The following is a 15,793-nucleotide window of genomic DNA, read 5'->3' on the forward strand; positions in this document are numbered from 1 at the left end:
TACAACTATCGCACAATAAATTTATATAAACTTTTTTCATTAAATTAAAGTATTCGACATTTCTTTTAAAAATATATTTGAATATGAGCTTAAGTTATCTTGGTTTTCCCCAAATGGATGCCTTTTTCCTAATTTAATTAACCAACGACTAAATTGATTTAAATAGGCTTTATTATCAGCATTAACTTCAAATATTGCTGAATCACAATAAGATTCGACTAGTAAATCTAGCAATTGTAAAAAATCCTCATCATTTTTTAATATTTCTTCAGTTTTTAGTAGTTGAAGAGAATTCATCAAATTTATTATTTCAGGTAACGTTAAAATAGTTGGACCATTTCTTATATTAGTCAATATTTCTTGAATCATTTTTATTTACCTAAAATTAACATGCAGAATTTATTAAAATATATAATAACTCATGCTTACTGTTTTAAATTCACATTTTCAGCGAGTTGTGTAGAAACTTTTATCAGAAAACACGAGATGGATGATAACAGGTAATCATTACCTATTTGCCCAAATAGGTGCTTAAATATGAAGTGATTACGTTCTTTCGCATTTGAGCGCCCGCAGTGATCATTATATTATTGTGCTTATTCTTAATCCTTGAGCACTTAATCCCTAAGCGATAGCTAAAACTATGGGGCTAATTAAGGCTAATTGCCCAAAAAGATAGCTGATGCAAGGTGGCTCTGTAAGATTGACGTTGGTGATGATCAAGCTCTTTAATGAGTAAAAAACCACAAAAGCGCTTCTATAAAAGCAAAAAACGAATTTATATTGAAACACGACCTACCTGAAAGTTTTTGATAAAATTCCTAATTGCAATTAATACAAATTCATTACTTTTTCTACATACTTAATAATGCATTATTTTTAATTAATCTTTCTTAAATACTAAGGCGTTATTTAGTAATTCTAGCACGAGGTTAAGCGTGTCCTGTAGAATTTGTTGATGCATGTTTTGCTTATTTTTGTATACCACACTAATATTGGCAAGCCCTTCAAGTATTACCATTAGTTTATTTGTTAAAGATGCCTTATTGGGGTAATTTTCAAGCTTATAAAAAATAAGATTTCGAATAAATTCTTTATGCTCTACTACAATATCAGATATGCATGATGAATCTTCTGGTATTTCTTCCATTGCACGGATAAACAAGCAGCCGTTAAAATTTTCTTCGCAATACCACTTTTCATGCCATTCAAAAATCTTCATAATAGCTTCTGTTCCATTAAGGTTTAAGATAGCTTCGTTAAGTTTTGCTTTAAACCTCAAATCTCTTTGCTTTAATACTTCAAGTATCAATTTATCTTTACTGCCAAAATTATTGTATAAGGTTGTTTTAGAGCATCCTGATTTATCTCTTATCTCATCGACGCCAGCATTAGCAAAACCACTTCGATAAAACAGCGCTTCAGCTGTTTCCATTATTCGTTTGTATGTTTTTTTCAAAATAAATTACCTGAAATAAATTATCTGTACTACTATTAATTTTGTACAGATCGGTACAGTTTTATTTAATCATTATTATAACCAAACAGGACAATAGCGAATGAAATTCTTTTTTTTCGATGGCGAAAAACTACCAAGTAGACCCAAATTACTGGACTTAACACAGGGGTTGTTAGGTGGCTTTTTGGCAATTTTAACATTAGTATATTTGACAATATACTCTGGTAGCTATTTTATAATGGTCCCGTTTGGCGCTTCTTGTGTAATTTTATTTGCAGTTTCTCAATCTCCTTTGGCGCAGCCTAGAAATGTGATCTTTGGGCATCTTATCTCAGCGTTTATTGGGTTGCTATTTTTAAAGTTGCTTGGTGATTCAGTATTCGTTATCGCTTTCGCTGTGGGATGTGCTACTGCTACCATGCAGTTTTTGCGATGCGTGCATCCGCCAGCAGGCGCTAATCCGCTAGTTATATTGTTAACAGCAAATCAAGTTAATTATAATTTTAGTTTTTTGCTGTTTCCTGTGTTATCAGGCTCTATCGCATTAGTTATCATTGCGTACATTGTCAATAATCTTATCGGAAAAAGCAAGTGGCCAATCTATTGGTTTGCGCTCTTTCGTAATAAAAAATTATAGCTAAATTTCCAATAAAAACGCGATTAATATTATTTTTATTGGAAATAATATAATTGTTTTTTCTCAAACCTGCTTGCAAATGGATGCAAAGATTTACCGTTAATATTGCACTTAATTTAATGGTTAAGATTCTAGAGGAAGGTAATATGATAGTCGTTGTTGCTTTAGTGCATTGAGTAATAATCTAAAGCAATTTCGAGTTGGTTTTATGCCATCATTAATGGTATTTTATCACCACAATCATTATTGTTTTTCATTGTTGTAATTTTTAACTAAAATTGCATAATAGAAATAAGTTATCACAATCAAAGCAATAATCTTATAAATTATTTAAATTTTAGAGTACAATAATAGTTACTTATCTTAATGATCATGTCTTATTTTGGTTTTTGCTCATAAAATAAATGTGAGTTGATTGTCAATTACACAAAAGTTACACCGATTTTTATATAAATTGTTACCTGTTCCAATTTGGAAGTTTGTTCAATTCTGTATTTGGAACTGTAGTTCAACATATCATGTTAGCTGGGAGAAAGGAAATGTATTTATTAGAAATGGCACCAAAATTTTTGTTAGCACTAGTTATTTTACTTATTTACGTCAAGTTATCAGGTAAAAGTCAAATTGCACCAATGTCACAGCTTGATCAGGTCGGTAGTATGGTTATTGGTGCGCTGGTTGGGGGTGCGTTACTTAGCCCAACAGTATCGCCTTGGGAAGCTGCTGGGTTAGTGGCGATTTGGGCGGGTCTACTTGTTTTAATTCGTTTTATCAAATCTAAAAACTCACGCCTACGTGATGCCATAGATGGTGAACCGATACAATTAGTGAAAAGTGGCTATTTAATTACGGATAATTTTATAAAAGCGAACTTACCGGTAAGAGATTTTGAAACTTTAGTGAATATACAAGGTATAGCTTCATTTGATGAATTAAAAGAAGTTTGGTATGAACTCAATGGTTCTTTAACCATTATCAAAAAAGGCGATAAAGATATCGCTGTACTCATTATAGAAAATGGTGCAATTAGTCAGGATAATCTTAAGCAGCTTAACAAAGATGAAGATTGGGTTAAACGCGAGATCACCAAACAAGGTTACGAAAAAATAGAAGATATTTTTTGCGCTGAATGGTTTGATAATAATTTGATTATTTATCCTTATGATGCAATTCGTGAAGGTAAAAAATAATTATTTTTTAGGGTGGATTGAGGTCCACCCATTTTCAACTCAATTAATTTATATCCGCGAAATAATTAACGCAGTTGGCTATCTTTACTGCCACGGCGATTATATAGGCTCGATGCTTTAGTTAATTGTTTATCGATTTCTTGTTGGCAAGACAAACAATATTGTACGCCGGGTAATGCTATTTTTCTGGCATCAGCGATAGGGTCGCCACACTCAATGCAAAAGTGAGCGCTAATTGTACCGTAATTGAGTTGTCGCCTTGCGTTTTCTATAGCATCGGCAATAGTACCTTCGATTTGTTGGTTAACAGCATCGTCAGATGCCCATCCACTTGCCATAAAAGGAGCCTCCTATAACTGAAATAGTAGGGTAATGATATGGTGTTTTTTTGGACTGTTTCAAGTAATTTAGGGCGTTAATCATCCAAAATTATGTTATTGACTACAGCGGTGCGCATATTTAATTTAACATTATCAAAATGTGGAGGTTTTTATGCAACAATATGAACAAGCAACATTTGCTGGTGGTTGTTTTTGGTGTATGGTAAAACCCTTTGATAAGTATGAGGGCGTGATCAATGTTGTATCGGGTTATACAGGTGGACATGTAATTAATCCAACCTATCAACAAGTCTGTTCAGGCACAACAGGGCATACTGAAGCCGTGCAAATTACGTTTGAACCGAAAGTCATCAGCTATAAAAAATTGCTAGAAATTTTTTGGCAACAAATTGATCCCACTGATTCTCAGGGGCAATTTGCCGATCGGGGCGATTCTTATCGTCCTGTAATTTTTTATCATAATGAATATCAACATAAACAAGCGCTGGCCTCTAAACAAGCATTACAAGCCAGCGGGAAGTTTGATAAACCAATTGGTGTTGCCATCGAGCCTGCTGTGAGTTTTTATGTCGCTGAAGACTATCACCAAAATTATTACACTAAACAACCGCAACGCTATAACCAATACTATCAACTATCAGGGCGCTCTCATTTTTTGGTTCAACATTGGCAAAAACACAAATAAGAGGATGAGTTAATAATGCAAAATTATCCGCACTATGATAGTAAACAAAAATGGATTCATTGGTTAACTTTTACCTTGATTTTGCTCGCGTTTTTAGTGGTTATGTTTAAGGCGGTATTGTCAAACTATTTGGGGGGTATGCCGGTTATTTACTTATTACATAAATCTTTGGGTGCATTGATTTTTGTATTAACGTTGTGGCGATTTGTGTTAATAAAGCACGGAGGCGTACCAGATGTCTTACCCAAAGATCATAAATTACAGCGGGTCTTGTCAAAATCAACGCAAGGGTTTATCTACATTTTATTGATTATTGTGCCGCTCTCTGGTTGCTTGATGAGTCGTCATCCACTGAATTTTTTTGGTATCGTCTCTATACCTGTTGTTGATTTGCCAAATCAGGCTTATCAAATATTTCATAGCGTTCATCAAGCCAGTTCATATTTACTTGGTATTTTACTTATCATACATATAGCTGGTGCTTTATATCATTATTTTGTAATTAAAGATAAAGTATTGCAATCGATGTTAAACTGATGTTAACCGACATTAATTAAAACAAGTAACTTTAAACTACAAGAAGGTGATTTATGAATAAAACCATGAAAGAAAAAGCGCTATCCATATTAACACCTATGCAATATTATGTTACCCAACAAAATGGTACAGAGCCACCGTTTGATAATGAATTTAATGCCAATCATCGTGAAGGATTATATGTCGATATAGTATCTGGTGAACCATTATTTACCTCGTTAGATAAATTTGATTCAGGGTGTGGCTGGCCTAGTTTTGCTAAGCCAATAAATAAGAGTAGTATTATTGAAAAAAAAGATACCAGTTTTGCTATGCGTCGCACCGAAGTGCGATCAGCGAATGCCGACTCTCATCTTGGACATGTTTTTACTGATGGTCCAAAAGAGCTGGGTGGGTTACGCTACTGTATTAATTCGGCTGCTTTACGATTTATACCTAAAGATGAATTAGAATATGCTGGTTATGGGCAGTACATAAAGCTATTTGATAAATAATAAATAACAGTCGATAAAATAGAACTTATAAAATAAAAATCCTATCATCTAACAAGATGATAGGGTTGATAAAATCTTAGCAAGCTTAGTTGTTTCGTTTAAATAAAATATAACTAATTAACAAAAATACAACACTGGTTATCAACGATCCAACGATGGGATAAATTCCAATAACAATACTCACTTGCGCAAATAAATTATCAGCAATATAAAATAAGAAACCGAAGCTAATACCAATTACTATACGAATGCCCATCGATACGCTACGTAATGGACCAAAAATAAATGACAAAGCGAGCAACATCATCACAGCAACCGAAACGGGTTTGATAATCTTCTTCCAAAATAGCAAATCATAATACTTGGTATCTTGTCCTGAGCTTTTAAGAAATTGCGAATATTGATAAAGTCCAGAAGCTGACAATGAGTCAGGATCAAATGCTACAATACTTAATTTATCTGGGGTAATGTTTGTTTTCCAAGGGATGGATACCATATTGACTCCTACCACTTTGTTGAGCGCTGTTAGATCATTTTTTTCTACTTGTGATAAAGTCCAACTGTCATTTTCATATACTCCATAAGCAGCATGGGTAATGGATAGCAACTTATTTTGATCAACGGAATAAATATAAACATTAGATATTGAATTATCGTTATTCACCTGCCCAATAAACACATAATCATTACCGTCTTTAGCCCAAATGCTGCCTTGCTGTGCCATTAAGGTATTACCATAAAGCTTTTCAGAGCGCATATTGCGTGCAGTCTGTTCGCTAATAGGAGCAATCCATTCTCCAACTGCCATTGTAATTAATACGAGCGGTAATGCTGTTTTCATAACCGCAAGGGCAATTTTGAAACGACTAAAGCCTGACGTTTCCATCACAATTAGTTCACTGCGTGATGCCAATAAGCCTAAACCAATTAAAGCCCCCAATAATGCTGCCATAGGAAAGAAAACTTCTAAGTCTTTTGGCGCCATTAAAAAGGTATAAACACCAACAGAAAACGCATCATAATCAACTTTTATTTTTCGAAGTTGATCTATAAAACGGATAATACCGGACAGACTAATCAGCAAAAAAAGGCTAACACCAATGGTACTTAAAATAGTTTTACCAATATAACGATCTAAAATCGAAAACACACTTTTCTCCTTAAGATGCCGAATATTTTAAGCGAAGTTTACGCATAAATAGATTATCCCAACAATTTAAAATGAGTGCCAATACAAAATATCCTAAATTCAGCGTATAAAACCACAATTCAGGATCTAATCTACCTTTCCCTGCGTTAGCCTTAATTGAACTCGCTGACAAAAAGTAAACCAAATAAAGCAGTAGCGCTGGAAAAACTTGAGCTAAGCGTCCTTGGCGTGGGTTAGATACGCTCAGCGGAATAACTAAAAATGCCATCAAAGGCACCGAAATAATCAATGTTATTCGCCAATAAAATTCTGCATTGGCTTTAGGGGTATTAAGGTTTGTAAGTTTAGACAATCCCAACTGTTGAACATTGGTTTTATCGACCTCTTCAGTAATATTGAGTTCTTTGGGTTTAATGATACCTAAATAATTATGAAAGTTTGAGATCCGAAAATCTTTTAATTGCGCTGTGCCTTCATAACGGTTGGCATTTTCAAGCTTAATGATTTGATTGCCTTCATCATCATGACCTGTTTTACCTTTATTGGCAAGAATGATAGATGGTCGTTGATTGGCTTTGGGATTGATTTGTGCAATAAATACGTTTTCTAGGTTATTATCATCAACATTACCAATATAAATCACTGAATTACCATCTGGCGTTTGTTGAAATTGACCCGCTAATAACCCCGCTAAACTCGGATTTATTTTCGCATTTGCAAGTAGCTGATCTTGTTTAATGTTAGACCAAGGGCCAAACCAAAGTGCATTCATCGCTGTCAATATACAGGTTAGAATACAGAGGAAAAGCACCACTTGATAAGTTAAGTTCTTTTTAATGCCACAAGCATACATAGCGACCATTTCACTGTCAGAATAAAGTCGTCCAAAGACCACAAGTACGCCTAAAAAAAGACTTAGCGGTAAAATAAGATCGGCCATATTTGACACCCCTAAAACTAATAATGGCATAATTAATTCTCGGGGGATCGAACCATCAATAGCGCTTGACAAAATTCTGATTAATTTTTGAGAAAAGAAAATAAGCAATAAAATAAATAAAATTGCTCCTTGGGTTTTCAATGTCTCTTTAACTAAATATCGACGAATTATCACAACTTACCTATACATGTTGGCATAAAATCTGACTATTATAATCTGATTTGAGCTCTTTTAGTTATCTTTTTGTTGCTATCCAATAATGAAGCGATAGAATATTCATTATCTTTATCAATTCATAAACGAGAAACACCATGGAATTTCAAATAAAAAACAGTGCTATTATCACCAAGCAAAAAACAGAGTGTTTAGTTATTTCAATAGCTTCAGGAAAAAATCAGTCCGATTTTGTTAAAGATATTGACAACTCAACCAATGGTTTAGTTAGCCAACTCATTAAATCGGGTGACATCAGCAGTGAATTGGGGAGAACTACGTTACTCTATGCCAACAGCAACAATTTAAAACGAAAACTGTTATTTGTCGGTTGTGATAAAGCCAAAAATTTTGATTTGTCACAAGCCAAAAAGGTGATTCAAGCAGTAATAAAAGAAGTCCTTGCCAAAAAAATCAAAAATATTGCATGGGATTTGTTAACAATTAATGAAGCCAATAATGCAAAAATCGCTAAACAATTACCGCAAATTGTTAGCGATATTACTTATCAATTTGATGAATTTAAAACGACTAAAACGCCTGTACCTAGTTTAACTAATGTGACATTATTCACTCACAACGAAAATGAGTTACCACAGTTAGCTAGTAATTTGTTACAAGGTCAAATTATTGCTGATGCGATAGCGACAACAAAAACCATTGCCAATATGCCATCAAACGTTTGTAACGCAAAATACTTAGCCGATCAAGGTAAACAGCTAGGCAAATTACACTCGCCATTAAAGGTCACTTGCCTTGGCGAAGATGAGTTGGCAAAATTAAACATGAATGCTTATTTAGCCGTCGGACGTGGTTCAGAAAATGAATCAATTATGACCATTATTGAATATGCAGGAGCAAAAGACAAACAAGCTAAACCGTATGTATTAGTCGGTAAAGGGCTTACTTTTGATTCTGGTGGCATATCTATCAAACCATCGGCAGGTATGGATGAAATGAAATATGATATGTGTGGTGCAGCGACGGTATATGGCGTTATGCAAGCTGTAGCCGAATTAAAATTACCAATTAATGTCATAGGTATTATGGCAGGTTGCGAAAATATGCCAGATGGCAACAGTTATCGGCCTGGTGATATATTAACGACAATGTCTGGTACCACTGTTGAAGTAATTAACACCGATGCTGAAGGTCGTTTAGTGTTATGTGATGTTTTAACTTATGTTGAACGTTATAATCCAAAAGCAGTTATTGATATTGCTACCTTAACGGGAGCTTGTATTGTTGCATTGGGGCATCACTATACAGGCGTAATGGGCAATAATGATCAATTGATAACACAACTTGTTTCCGCTTCTCAAAAAGCAGGTGACAAAGCATGGGCACTACCGATTGATAATGACTTCCAAGAACAAATTAAATCTACATGTGCCGATATTGTAAATGCAGGTGGTCGAGATGGGGGCACCATTACTGCTGCGTGCTTTTTATCACGCTTTACCGAAAAATATAAATGGGCGCATTTAGATATTGCCGGCACAGCATGGAGCTCAGGTGCAAAAAAAGGTGCAACAGGACGCCCTGTGGCGATGTTGATTCAATATTTACTAGACCAATAAATTGAGCGTTGATCTAATGAAAAAAGTCATCTTCTACTTACTTGAAAACCAAACACAAGCCGACGAATCGGGCATTTTGTTTTTTGAGAAGTTAGCATGTCAAAAAATTGTTGAAGCATGGCACGCGAATCAGCGTGTGCAAGTTGCTTGTCAAGATCAGGCTCAGGCCGAACGAATCGATGAATATCTTTGGCAACTCGAAACGGATAATTTTGTTCCTCATAATTTGGCTGGAGAAGGGATGAAAGGCGGATCGCCGGTTGAAATTAGTTGGCCGCAAAAACGTAGTAGCGCTAGTCGTCAGTTGCTGATTAATTTACAAGAGCAGTTTCCCGAATTTGCTAGTGTCTATCGTGATATTATCGATTTTGTGCCAACTGATGAGCGACTAAAGTCGCTCGCAAGGGTTAGGTATAAGCTATATAAAGAGGCTGGTTTTAATCTTAAAACGATTCCGATAATTTGTGCCTAAAAAAGTATCTTATTAATTTATTTTTGTTTTTTTGTGCTTAATAAAAAATTCAATAAAATCAATAGCTTTTCTGACTGTTTTTTGATGGCGATTTACAAGATACCGAACAATCGACAATCGTTTTAAACTTGTTTTATCAATTCATTAAAATTAATCACCATAACGAATTTAAATCGTTTATAAAAAAGTTTTTTGCAAACCTCATCTGGTTTTTCTTTTGTTAAGCAAGATGACATGTTCTATCTTTTAGTGTCACGCCCATTTCAATACTTAATAATAACTACCAGCAACTGGTACAATGTTATATCGCTAGTTAACCTAAAAATAGATAAAACTCATCATTAATCTAAACGTCTCTTATGTTATAAAAGCAGGTATTATGCAAAGTTAGCATCGTTAACTGTTATTGATGCTATTTGTTTGAGGCCGAAAATATACTAGCAATTGAGAAAAATTCGCAAATTGAATAAAAATATTAGACGAAATGATTTTTACCGAAAATAATGACCACCGAAGTAAATAGTACTTGAAAATGAAAAAGAGCACGTTGTGCAACCATTTTTATTATTGCCCATTTAAAGACTATTTTGCCAGTTTATGGTATGATTAGCGCCAAATTCAGTGGCAATAATGCGTTATGGTGATTATGAGTTATCAAGTTCTGGCTCGCAAATGGCGACCAAAATCATTTTCCGAAGTTGTTGGGCAGCAACATGTCCTTAAAATTCTGTCTAATGCGCTTTCACTTGGACGCGTTCATCACGCTTATTTGTTTTCTGGTACTCGTGGTGTAGGTAAAACGTCGATTGCCCGTTTATTGGCTAAGGGTTTGAACTGCGAAACGGGTATAACAGCGGCCCCTTGTGGTGTATGTGATAATTGTCGTGATATTGAGCTAGGTCGATTTGTTGACCTTCTAGAAATTGATGCCGCATCACGTACTAAAGTTGAAGATACACGGGAAATACTTGATAATATCCAATATTTGCCAACAAAAGGTCGATTTAAAGTTTATTTGATTGACGAAGTGCATATGTTGTCGCGCAGTAGTTTTAATGCGCTACTAAAAACCTTAGAAGAGCCCCCTGAGCATGTTAAGTTTTTATTAGCGACCACCGATCCGCAAAAGTTACCCATTACGATATTATCACGCTGTTTACATTTACATTTAAATGTGCTTGATACGGCTTTAATTAGCCAGCAACTTGAGCATATTTTACAATTAGAACAAATCAGTAGTGATCCCAAAGCGATTGGTTTATTAGCAAAAGCTGCTAACGGCAGTATGCGTGATGCTTTGAGTTTGACTGATCAAGCCATTGCTCTTGGTAATGGTATCATTGATGTAAAATCAGTGGCAATAATGCTTGGCACACTTGATAAATCGATTCCATTTGCTCTTGTTGAGGCAATGCATAATGGTAATGGCAATGCCTTAATGCAACAGATTGAGGTGGCAGCTATGCAAGGTGCAAATTGGGATCATTTATTAGCCGAAACAATTACACTATTGCACCAAATTGCTTTATTGCAAGTTGTACCAACGGCACTTGGTGATTATACTGATAGTGAAGAGCGCATCCGTTTTTTAGCACAATCTATGGCGCCAAATGATGTACAACTTTTTTATCAAATTTTATTGATGGGGCGTAAAGAACTAAGTTTTGCACCTGATAAAAAAATTGGCGTGGAAATGAGCTTTTTACGTGCTTTAGCTTTTATACCAAAGTCGGTTGATGCTGTTACACCATCAGTAATGCTACGGTCTGCTAGCAATACGCAGCAACCAGAGTCAATCCAAGCACAACCTAAGACTAATCAACAATCGCAAACACAACAACCTAAAAATAATGTTGAGCAGGTTACACCTCAACAACGTTCGTCATACGCAGTAACAAGTTCGAGTTTACCACCAAAGTTACAAACCGAAGATCAAAAAACGAACGATTTAATGGCAGATGTTGTTCCTTTAAAAGCGGAACCAACGGCTGATACAAAACCGAAAACGGTTGATTTAGCGATTCCTGATGATACTCCGTCGATGACTAAAAGCATTTTAGAAATGCGCATGCAGCTAATCAAAGAGGAACAAAATTCAAAAAAGTCTGAATCGGTTGATGTAAATCAACCTAAAAAACGAGCAGTTAATAAATCACTGACGCGAATTAAACAGAATATTCAGCAACCAGTAAATGAGGTTAGCGCAGATCCCCATAATACTGATCACGATAATAGTAAAGAAGAAATCACCGCTGAAAATTATCAATGGCAAGCTAGTGGTTTAATTGCTATGAAGGAAGAATTGGTTATTGATACTAAGGCCTTTCGTGAATCGCTTAACGGCGACAAAACACCCGAAATGACCCAAAAACTGATTACAGAAATGGCACAAAAAAATGCTTGGTGTGCCGAAATTGAGCAATTGAATTTGCCACCGTTAATTAAACAAATTGTGGTTAATGCCGCTTTTCAACAAGTGGATGATAACACTATTGTGTTACGTGTGCGCTCGGCTGTTAAGCATTTAATTAATTCGGCAAATAACGTAGCTAAAGTGCAAAAGGCGCTTTGTGAACAGCGTAAGCAAGAACTTGATGTAAAAATCATTATTGATGACAATCAAGATTATAAAACGCCATTGGAAATGCGCGAAGCATTGTATCAACAAAAATTAGCAAAAGCTAAAATAATCATTGCTGAAGATCCCAAAGTGGCAACAATTTGCCGATATTTTGACGCTAAGATTGATGAGACAAGTATTCGTCCTGTATAATACAGCGATATTTTTTTAACGAGGAATAATTATGTTTTCAGGTGGAAAAGGTGGCTTGGGCAATTTAATGAAACAAGCCCAACAAATGCAAGCAAAAATGCAACAAGCGCAAGAAGAGATCGCCAAATTGGAAGTTACTGGCGAGTCTGGTGCTGGCTTAGTCAAAGTCACGATTAATGGTGCACACAGTTGTAAGCGTGTTGAAATTGATCCATCACTTATGGCTGATGATGATAAAGAGATGTTAGAAGATCTTATTGCTGCTGCTTATAATGATGCAGCGCGTCGTTTAGATACAGCACAGAAAGAACGTATGGCGCAAGTTACTGGTGGCATGCAATTACCGCCAGGTTTTAAAATGCCATTCTAAGATAACACATTAATTTTGCGATTTATGTTGCCGATATAGTCAATAAATGTCGGCAATATTATTTTTATTGCCTGTCTATTTATACAGTTTTTCTTTATTATTTTTTTGCTATCGGGTAAACTACGCTTAATTATTTGCTGATTTATTATGCTTTATTATTAAGGATATATTGTGATTGGTCGTTTACGAGGCACTATTATTGAAAAACAACCCCCAAAAGTACTGATTGAAGTTGGCGGTGTCGGTTATGATGTATTTATGCCGATGACCTGTTTTTATGAATTACCTGAAAATGGGCAAGAGGTTATTGTGTTAACCCATTTTTCGGTTCGTGAAGATGCCCAAGTATTGTATGGCTTCAATCAAGACCAAGAGCGCGAGCTATTTCGTGAACTAATAAAAGTCAATGGAGTAGGACCTAAATTAGCGTTAGCCATTTTATCAGGTATGTCCGCAGGGCAATTTATTAGCGCCGTTGAGCAAGGTGAAATTAAAACCTTAGTAAAATTACCCGGTGTAGGTAACAAAACAGCTGAACGGCTAATTGTGGAAATGAAAGATCGCATTAAACGTTTTGGAGAACAATCACCAAGCGCTAGCACCACTATTGAAACAAATAGTGTTCAAAAATCGGCTAATCAAATTGAAAGCGAAGCGGTTTCAGCTCTAATTGCACTTGGTTATAAACCACAAGAAGCCAGTCGTATCATTAATAAAGTCATTAACCCAGATATGGATTGTGAAACACTGATTCGTGAAGCCTTAAAATCGGCATTGTAAATAGGGATTTATTATGATTGAAGCGGATCGTTTGATCACCCCACAAGTACAAAAAGAAGAAGAATCGTTAGATCGTGCTATTCGCCCCAAATATTTGGACGAATACATCGGCCAACCACAAGTGCGCGAACAAATGAAGATTTTTATTCAAGCAGCTAAACAACGTAGTGATGCGCTCGATCATGTGCTTATATTTGGTCCGCCTGGGCTTGGTAAAACCACGTTAGCTAACATTGTAGCGAACGAAATGAATGTTAATTTACGTACTACATCTGGTCCTGTTTTAGAAAAAGCGGGCGATTTAGCCGCTATGCTAACCAATTTAGAGCCTAACGATGTATTGTTTATTGATGAAATTCATCGCCTATCACCTGTAGTTGAAGAAATTTTATACCCAGCGATGGAAGATTACCAACTAGATATTATGATTGGCGAAGGGCCTGCGGCACGTTCGATCAAAATTGATCTTCCTCCCTTTACATTAATTGGTGCAACAACGCGAGCTGGTTCGTTGACTTCGCCACTGAGAGATCGCTTTGGTATTGTACAACGTCTTGAATTTTATCGTGTTGAGGATTTGGAATATATTGTTAGTCGCAGTGCCAAATTTTTAGGCATGGATCTGTCAGATGAAGGGGCTCATTTGATTGCCAAACGTTCACGTGGCACTCCTCGAATTGCTAATCGCCTTTTGCGTCGTGTGCGCGATTATGCCGATGTAAAATCCAAAGGTGTTATCGACAAAAAAATCGCTACCCAAGCACTGGATATGCTTGATGTTGATAACGAAGGTTTTGATTATATGGATCGCAAATTGTTGCTTACAATTATCGAAAAATTTATGGGTGGGCCTGTTGGCTTAGATAATATTGCGGCGGCAATTGGCGAAGAGCGTGAAACGATCGAAGACGTGCTTGAACCGTTTTTAATCCAACAAGGTTATATCCAAAGAACCCCTCGTGGCAGAATTGCAACACCACATGCGTACCGCCATTTTGGCATTATTCAGGATAATTAGCCCAGTATGTCAATAAATGTATATTAGCAAAAAGCGCAATGATTTGATGATTTGCGCTTTTTATTACGAATATTTTATTGCGATTTCAGCTTAACCGAGTTCCTTTTCGGTAAAAATACCACTAAATAAGTCAGTACTTAAATAACGTTCGCCAGAAGAAGGCAAAATGACAACAATGGTTTTATGCGCATTTTCAGGTAATTTAGCTAAACGATCGGCTGCAAAAACCGCAGCACCAGACGATATGCCAGCTAAAATGCCTTCTTTTTCCATTAATATACGAGCGGTATCAATAGCATCTTCGTTAGAAACTTTTTCGACCAAATCGATTAAACTTAAATCTAGATTTTCAGGAATAAAACCAGCCCCAATACCCTGAATTTTATGCGGTCCTGGCTTGATTGATTCACCTGCTAGCGCCTGAGTAATTACGGGTGAATTAGTTGGCTCAACGGCGACTGCAGTAATATTTTTACCTTGCGTTTTTTTGATATAACGTGTTACACCAGTGAACGTACCACCAGTTCCAATGCCAGCAACAAACACATCGATTTGACCATCGGTATCATTCCAAATTTCAGGACCAGTGGTTTTTTCGTGAATTTCAGGGTTAGCAGGGTTACTAAATTGTTGAAGCATGATATTTTTTTGTGGATTACTGGCAACAATTTCTTCGGCTTTATCAATGGCACCTTTCATACCTTTTGATGCTTCAGTCAATACTAAGTTGGCACCTAAAGCTTTTAACAGCTTTCTGCGTTCAATACTCATGCTTTCAGGCATAGTTAATGTTAGCTTATAACCACGAGCTGCAGCGACAGCCGCAAGTGCAATACCCGTATTACCGCTGGTCGGCTCAATTAATTCAACATCTGAAGTTAATAAACCACGCTTTTCCGCATCCCAAATCATATTCGATGCAATACGACACTTCACGCTAAAACTTGGATTACGTGATTCGACTTTAGCTAAAATATTACCATGACCAAAGTGTTTTAAACGAACAAGTGGGGTATGACCAATAGTTTGTGAATTATCATCAAATATTTTGCTCATTATCATTTCCTTATTTAGTCACAGTTAGATAGGCGACAGCCATCTATCTGGTTACTTAATCATATTCGCTATTATAAATCTATCTTAAAAAGATGGTA

Annotated in this window: 17 protein-coding genes; 11 read left to right on the top strand and 6 right to left on the bottom strand. The window is 35.9% G+C overall.

Annotated elements, in window-relative coordinates; genetic code table 11:
* Positions 1–39: 39 nt before the first annotated feature.
* On the bottom strand, positions 40–369 hold the full coding sequence (locus A9G41_RS04520) for a hypothetical protein (RefSeq protein WP_065582766.1): 330 nt from the start codon (positions 367–369) through the stop codon (positions 40–42).
* 514 nt (positions 370–883) lie between these two features.
* On the bottom strand, positions 884–1,435 hold the full coding sequence (locus A9G41_RS04525; RefSeq protein WP_065582767.1) for a TetR/AcrR family transcriptional regulator: 552 nt from the start codon (positions 1,433–1,435) through the stop codon (positions 884–886).
* A gap of 124 nt (positions 1,436–1,559) precedes the next feature.
* Here A9G41_RS04525 and A9G41_RS04530 point away from each other — a divergent pair, with 124 nt between their 5' ends.
* Complete coding sequence (locus A9G41_RS04530) at positions 1,560–2,096, top strand: HPP family protein (protein WP_065582768.1); 537 nt, start codon at positions 1,560–1,562, stop codon at positions 2,094–2,096.
* Positions 2,097–2,635: 539 nt separating this feature from the next.
* Positions 2,636–3,286, top strand: coding sequence for a DUF421 domain-containing protein (locus A9G41_RS04535; RefSeq protein WP_065582769.1), 651 nt, complete (start codon positions 2,636–2,638; stop codon positions 3,284–3,286).
* A gap of 65 nt (positions 3,287–3,351) precedes the next feature.
* Here A9G41_RS04535 and A9G41_RS04540 read toward each other — a convergent pair whose 3' ends face one another.
* Positions 3,352–3,624, bottom strand: coding sequence for a DksA/TraR family C4-type zinc finger protein (locus A9G41_RS04540; protein ID WP_065582770.1), 273 nt, complete (start codon positions 3,622–3,624; stop codon positions 3,352–3,354).
* Positions 3,625–3,778: 154 nt separating this feature from the next.
* Between A9G41_RS04540 and msrA the strand changes: the two genes are divergently transcribed.
* From msrA to msrB, 3 genes are read left to right on the top strand one after another with little or no spacing between them, the layout of a single operon-like run.
* Positions 3,779–4,312 (top strand): peptide-methionine (S)-S-oxide reductase MsrA, encoded by a 534-nt coding sequence (gene msrA, locus A9G41_RS04545; protein WP_065582771.1) that lies wholly within the window; start codon positions 3,779–3,781, stop codon positions 4,310–4,312.
* Between the two features lie 15 nt (positions 4,313–4,327).
* Positions 4,328–4,849 carry a cytochrome b gene (locus A9G41_RS04550; RefSeq protein ID WP_065582772.1) on the top strand — a complete coding sequence of 174 codons (522 nt, stop codon included), beginning with the start codon at positions 4,328–4,330 and terminating at the stop codon, positions 4,847–4,849.
* Between the two features lie 53 nt (positions 4,850–4,902).
* The gene (gene msrB, locus A9G41_RS04555; protein WP_065582773.1) at positions 4,903–5,343 is read left to right on the top strand and encodes a peptide-methionine (R)-S-oxide reductase MsrB; all 441 of its coding nucleotides are present in this window, start codon (positions 4,903–4,905) and stop codon (positions 5,341–5,343) included.
* An 85-nt stretch (positions 5,344–5,428) separates the two neighbouring features.
* Here the strand turns inward: msrB and lptG are convergent, their stop codons facing one another.
* Both lptG and lptF read right to left on the bottom strand, forming a co-directional pair.
* Positions 5,429–6,493 carry an LPS export ABC transporter permease LptG gene (gene lptG, locus A9G41_RS04560; RefSeq protein WP_065582774.1) on the bottom strand — a complete coding sequence of 355 codons (1,065 nt, stop codon included), beginning with the start codon at positions 6,491–6,493 and terminating at the stop codon, positions 5,429–5,431.
* Positions 6,494–6,503: 10 nt separating this feature from the next.
* On the bottom strand, positions 6,504–7,607 hold the full coding sequence (lptF, locus tag A9G41_RS04565) for an LPS export ABC transporter permease LptF (RefSeq protein WP_065582775.1): 1,104 nt from the start codon (positions 7,605–7,607) through the stop codon (positions 6,504–6,506).
* A 137-nt stretch (positions 7,608–7,744) separates the two neighbouring features.
* Between lptF and A9G41_RS04570 the strand changes: the two genes are divergently transcribed.
* The 6 genes from A9G41_RS04570 (at position 7,745) to ruvB (ending at position 14,639) form a co-directional block, all read left to right on the top strand.
* Positions 7,745–9,226 carry a leucyl aminopeptidase gene (locus tag A9G41_RS04570; protein ID WP_065582776.1) on the top strand — a complete coding sequence of 494 codons (1,482 nt, stop codon included), beginning with the start codon at positions 7,745–7,747 and terminating at the stop codon, positions 9,224–9,226.
* 16 nt (positions 9,227–9,242) lie between these two features.
* Positions 9,243–9,698, top strand: coding sequence for a DNA polymerase III subunit chi (locus A9G41_RS04575; protein WP_065582777.1), 456 nt, complete (start codon positions 9,243–9,245; stop codon positions 9,696–9,698).
* 646 nt (positions 9,699–10,344) lie between these two features.
* Complete coding sequence (gene dnaX, locus A9G41_RS04580) at positions 10,345–12,471, top strand: DNA polymerase III subunit gamma/tau (RefSeq protein ID WP_065582778.1); 2,127 nt, start codon at positions 10,345–10,347, stop codon at positions 12,469–12,471.
* A 31-nt stretch (positions 12,472–12,502) separates the two neighbouring features.
* Complete coding sequence (locus A9G41_RS04585) at positions 12,503–12,841, top strand: YbaB/EbfC family nucleoid-associated protein (RefSeq protein WP_065567582.1); 339 nt, start codon at positions 12,503–12,505, stop codon at positions 12,839–12,841.
* Positions 12,842–13,012: 171 nt separating this feature from the next.
* Entirely contained in the window at positions 13,013–13,621 is a 609-nt protein-coding gene (gene ruvA / locus A9G41_RS04590) for a Holliday junction branch migration protein RuvA (protein ID WP_065582779.1), read from the top strand.
* A gap of 13 nt (positions 13,622–13,634) precedes the next feature.
* On the top strand, positions 13,635–14,639 hold the full coding sequence (ruvB, locus tag A9G41_RS04595) for a Holliday junction branch migration DNA helicase RuvB (protein ID WP_065582780.1): 1,005 nt from the start codon (positions 13,635–13,637) through the stop codon (positions 14,637–14,639).
* 90 nt (positions 14,640–14,729) lie between these two features.
* On the opposite strand, the gene cysK is transcribed toward ruvB, so the two are convergent.
* Positions 14,730–15,695, bottom strand: a complete 966-nt coding sequence (gene cysK / locus A9G41_RS04600) for a cysteine synthase A (RefSeq protein WP_075539382.1) — start codon at positions 15,693–15,695, stop codon at positions 14,730–14,732.
* Positions 15,696–15,793: the final 98 nt, after the last annotated feature.

Origin of the sequence: Gilliamella sp. Nev5-1 (assembly GCF_001690895.1) — a bacterium.
Classification (GTDB): Bacteria; Pseudomonadota; Gammaproteobacteria; order Enterobacterales; family Orbaceae; genus Gilliamella; species Gilliamella apicola_C.

Bases quoted from the DNA above. Each gene is read 5' to 3' on its own strand.
- A9G41_RS04520 (WP_065582766.1), bottom strand. From the start codon at position 369: ATGATTCAAGAAATATTGACTAATATAAGAAATGGTCCAACTATTTTA.
- A9G41_RS04525 (WP_065582767.1), bottom strand. From the start codon at position 1,435: ATGGAAACAGCTGAAGCGCTGTTTTATCGAAGTGGTTTTGCTAATGCT.
- A9G41_RS04530 (WP_065582768.1), top strand. From the start codon at position 1,560: ATGAAATTCTTTTTTTTCGATGGCGAAAAACTACCAAGTAGACCCAAA.
- A9G41_RS04535 (WP_065582769.1), top strand. From the start codon at position 2,636: ATGTATTTATTAGAAATGGCACCAAAATTTTTGTTAGCACTAGTTATT.
- A9G41_RS04540 (WP_065582770.1), bottom strand. From the start codon at position 3,624: ATGGCAAGTGGATGGGCATCTGACGATGCTGTTAACCAACAAATCGAA.
- msrA (WP_065582771.1), top strand. From the start codon at position 3,779: ATGCAACAATATGAACAAGCAACATTTGCTGGTGGTTGTTTTTGGTGT.
- A9G41_RS04550 (WP_065582772.1), top strand. From the start codon at position 4,328: ATGCAAAATTATCCGCACTATGATAGTAAACAAAAATGGATTCATTGG.
- msrB (WP_065582773.1), top strand. From the start codon at position 4,903: ATGAATAAAACCATGAAAGAAAAAGCGCTATCCATATTAACACCTATG.
- A9G41_RS04570 (WP_065582776.1), top strand. From the start codon at position 7,745: ATGGAATTTCAAATAAAAAACAGTGCTATTATCACCAAGCAAAAAACA.
- A9G41_RS04575 (WP_065582777.1), top strand. From the start codon at position 9,243: ATGAAAAAAGTCATCTTCTACTTACTTGAAAACCAAACACAAGCCGAC.
- dnaX (WP_065582778.1), top strand. From the start codon at position 10,345: ATGAGTTATCAAGTTCTGGCTCGCAAATGGCGACCAAAATCATTTTCC.
- A9G41_RS04585 (WP_065567582.1), top strand. From the start codon at position 12,503: ATGTTTTCAGGTGGAAAAGGTGGCTTGGGCAATTTAATGAAACAAGCC.
- ruvB (WP_065582780.1), top strand. From the start codon at position 13,635: ATGATTGAAGCGGATCGTTTGATCACCCCACAAGTACAAAAAGAAGAA.
- cysK (WP_075539382.1), bottom strand. From the start codon at position 15,695: ATGAGCAAAATATTTGATGATAATTCACAAACTATTGGTCATACCCCA.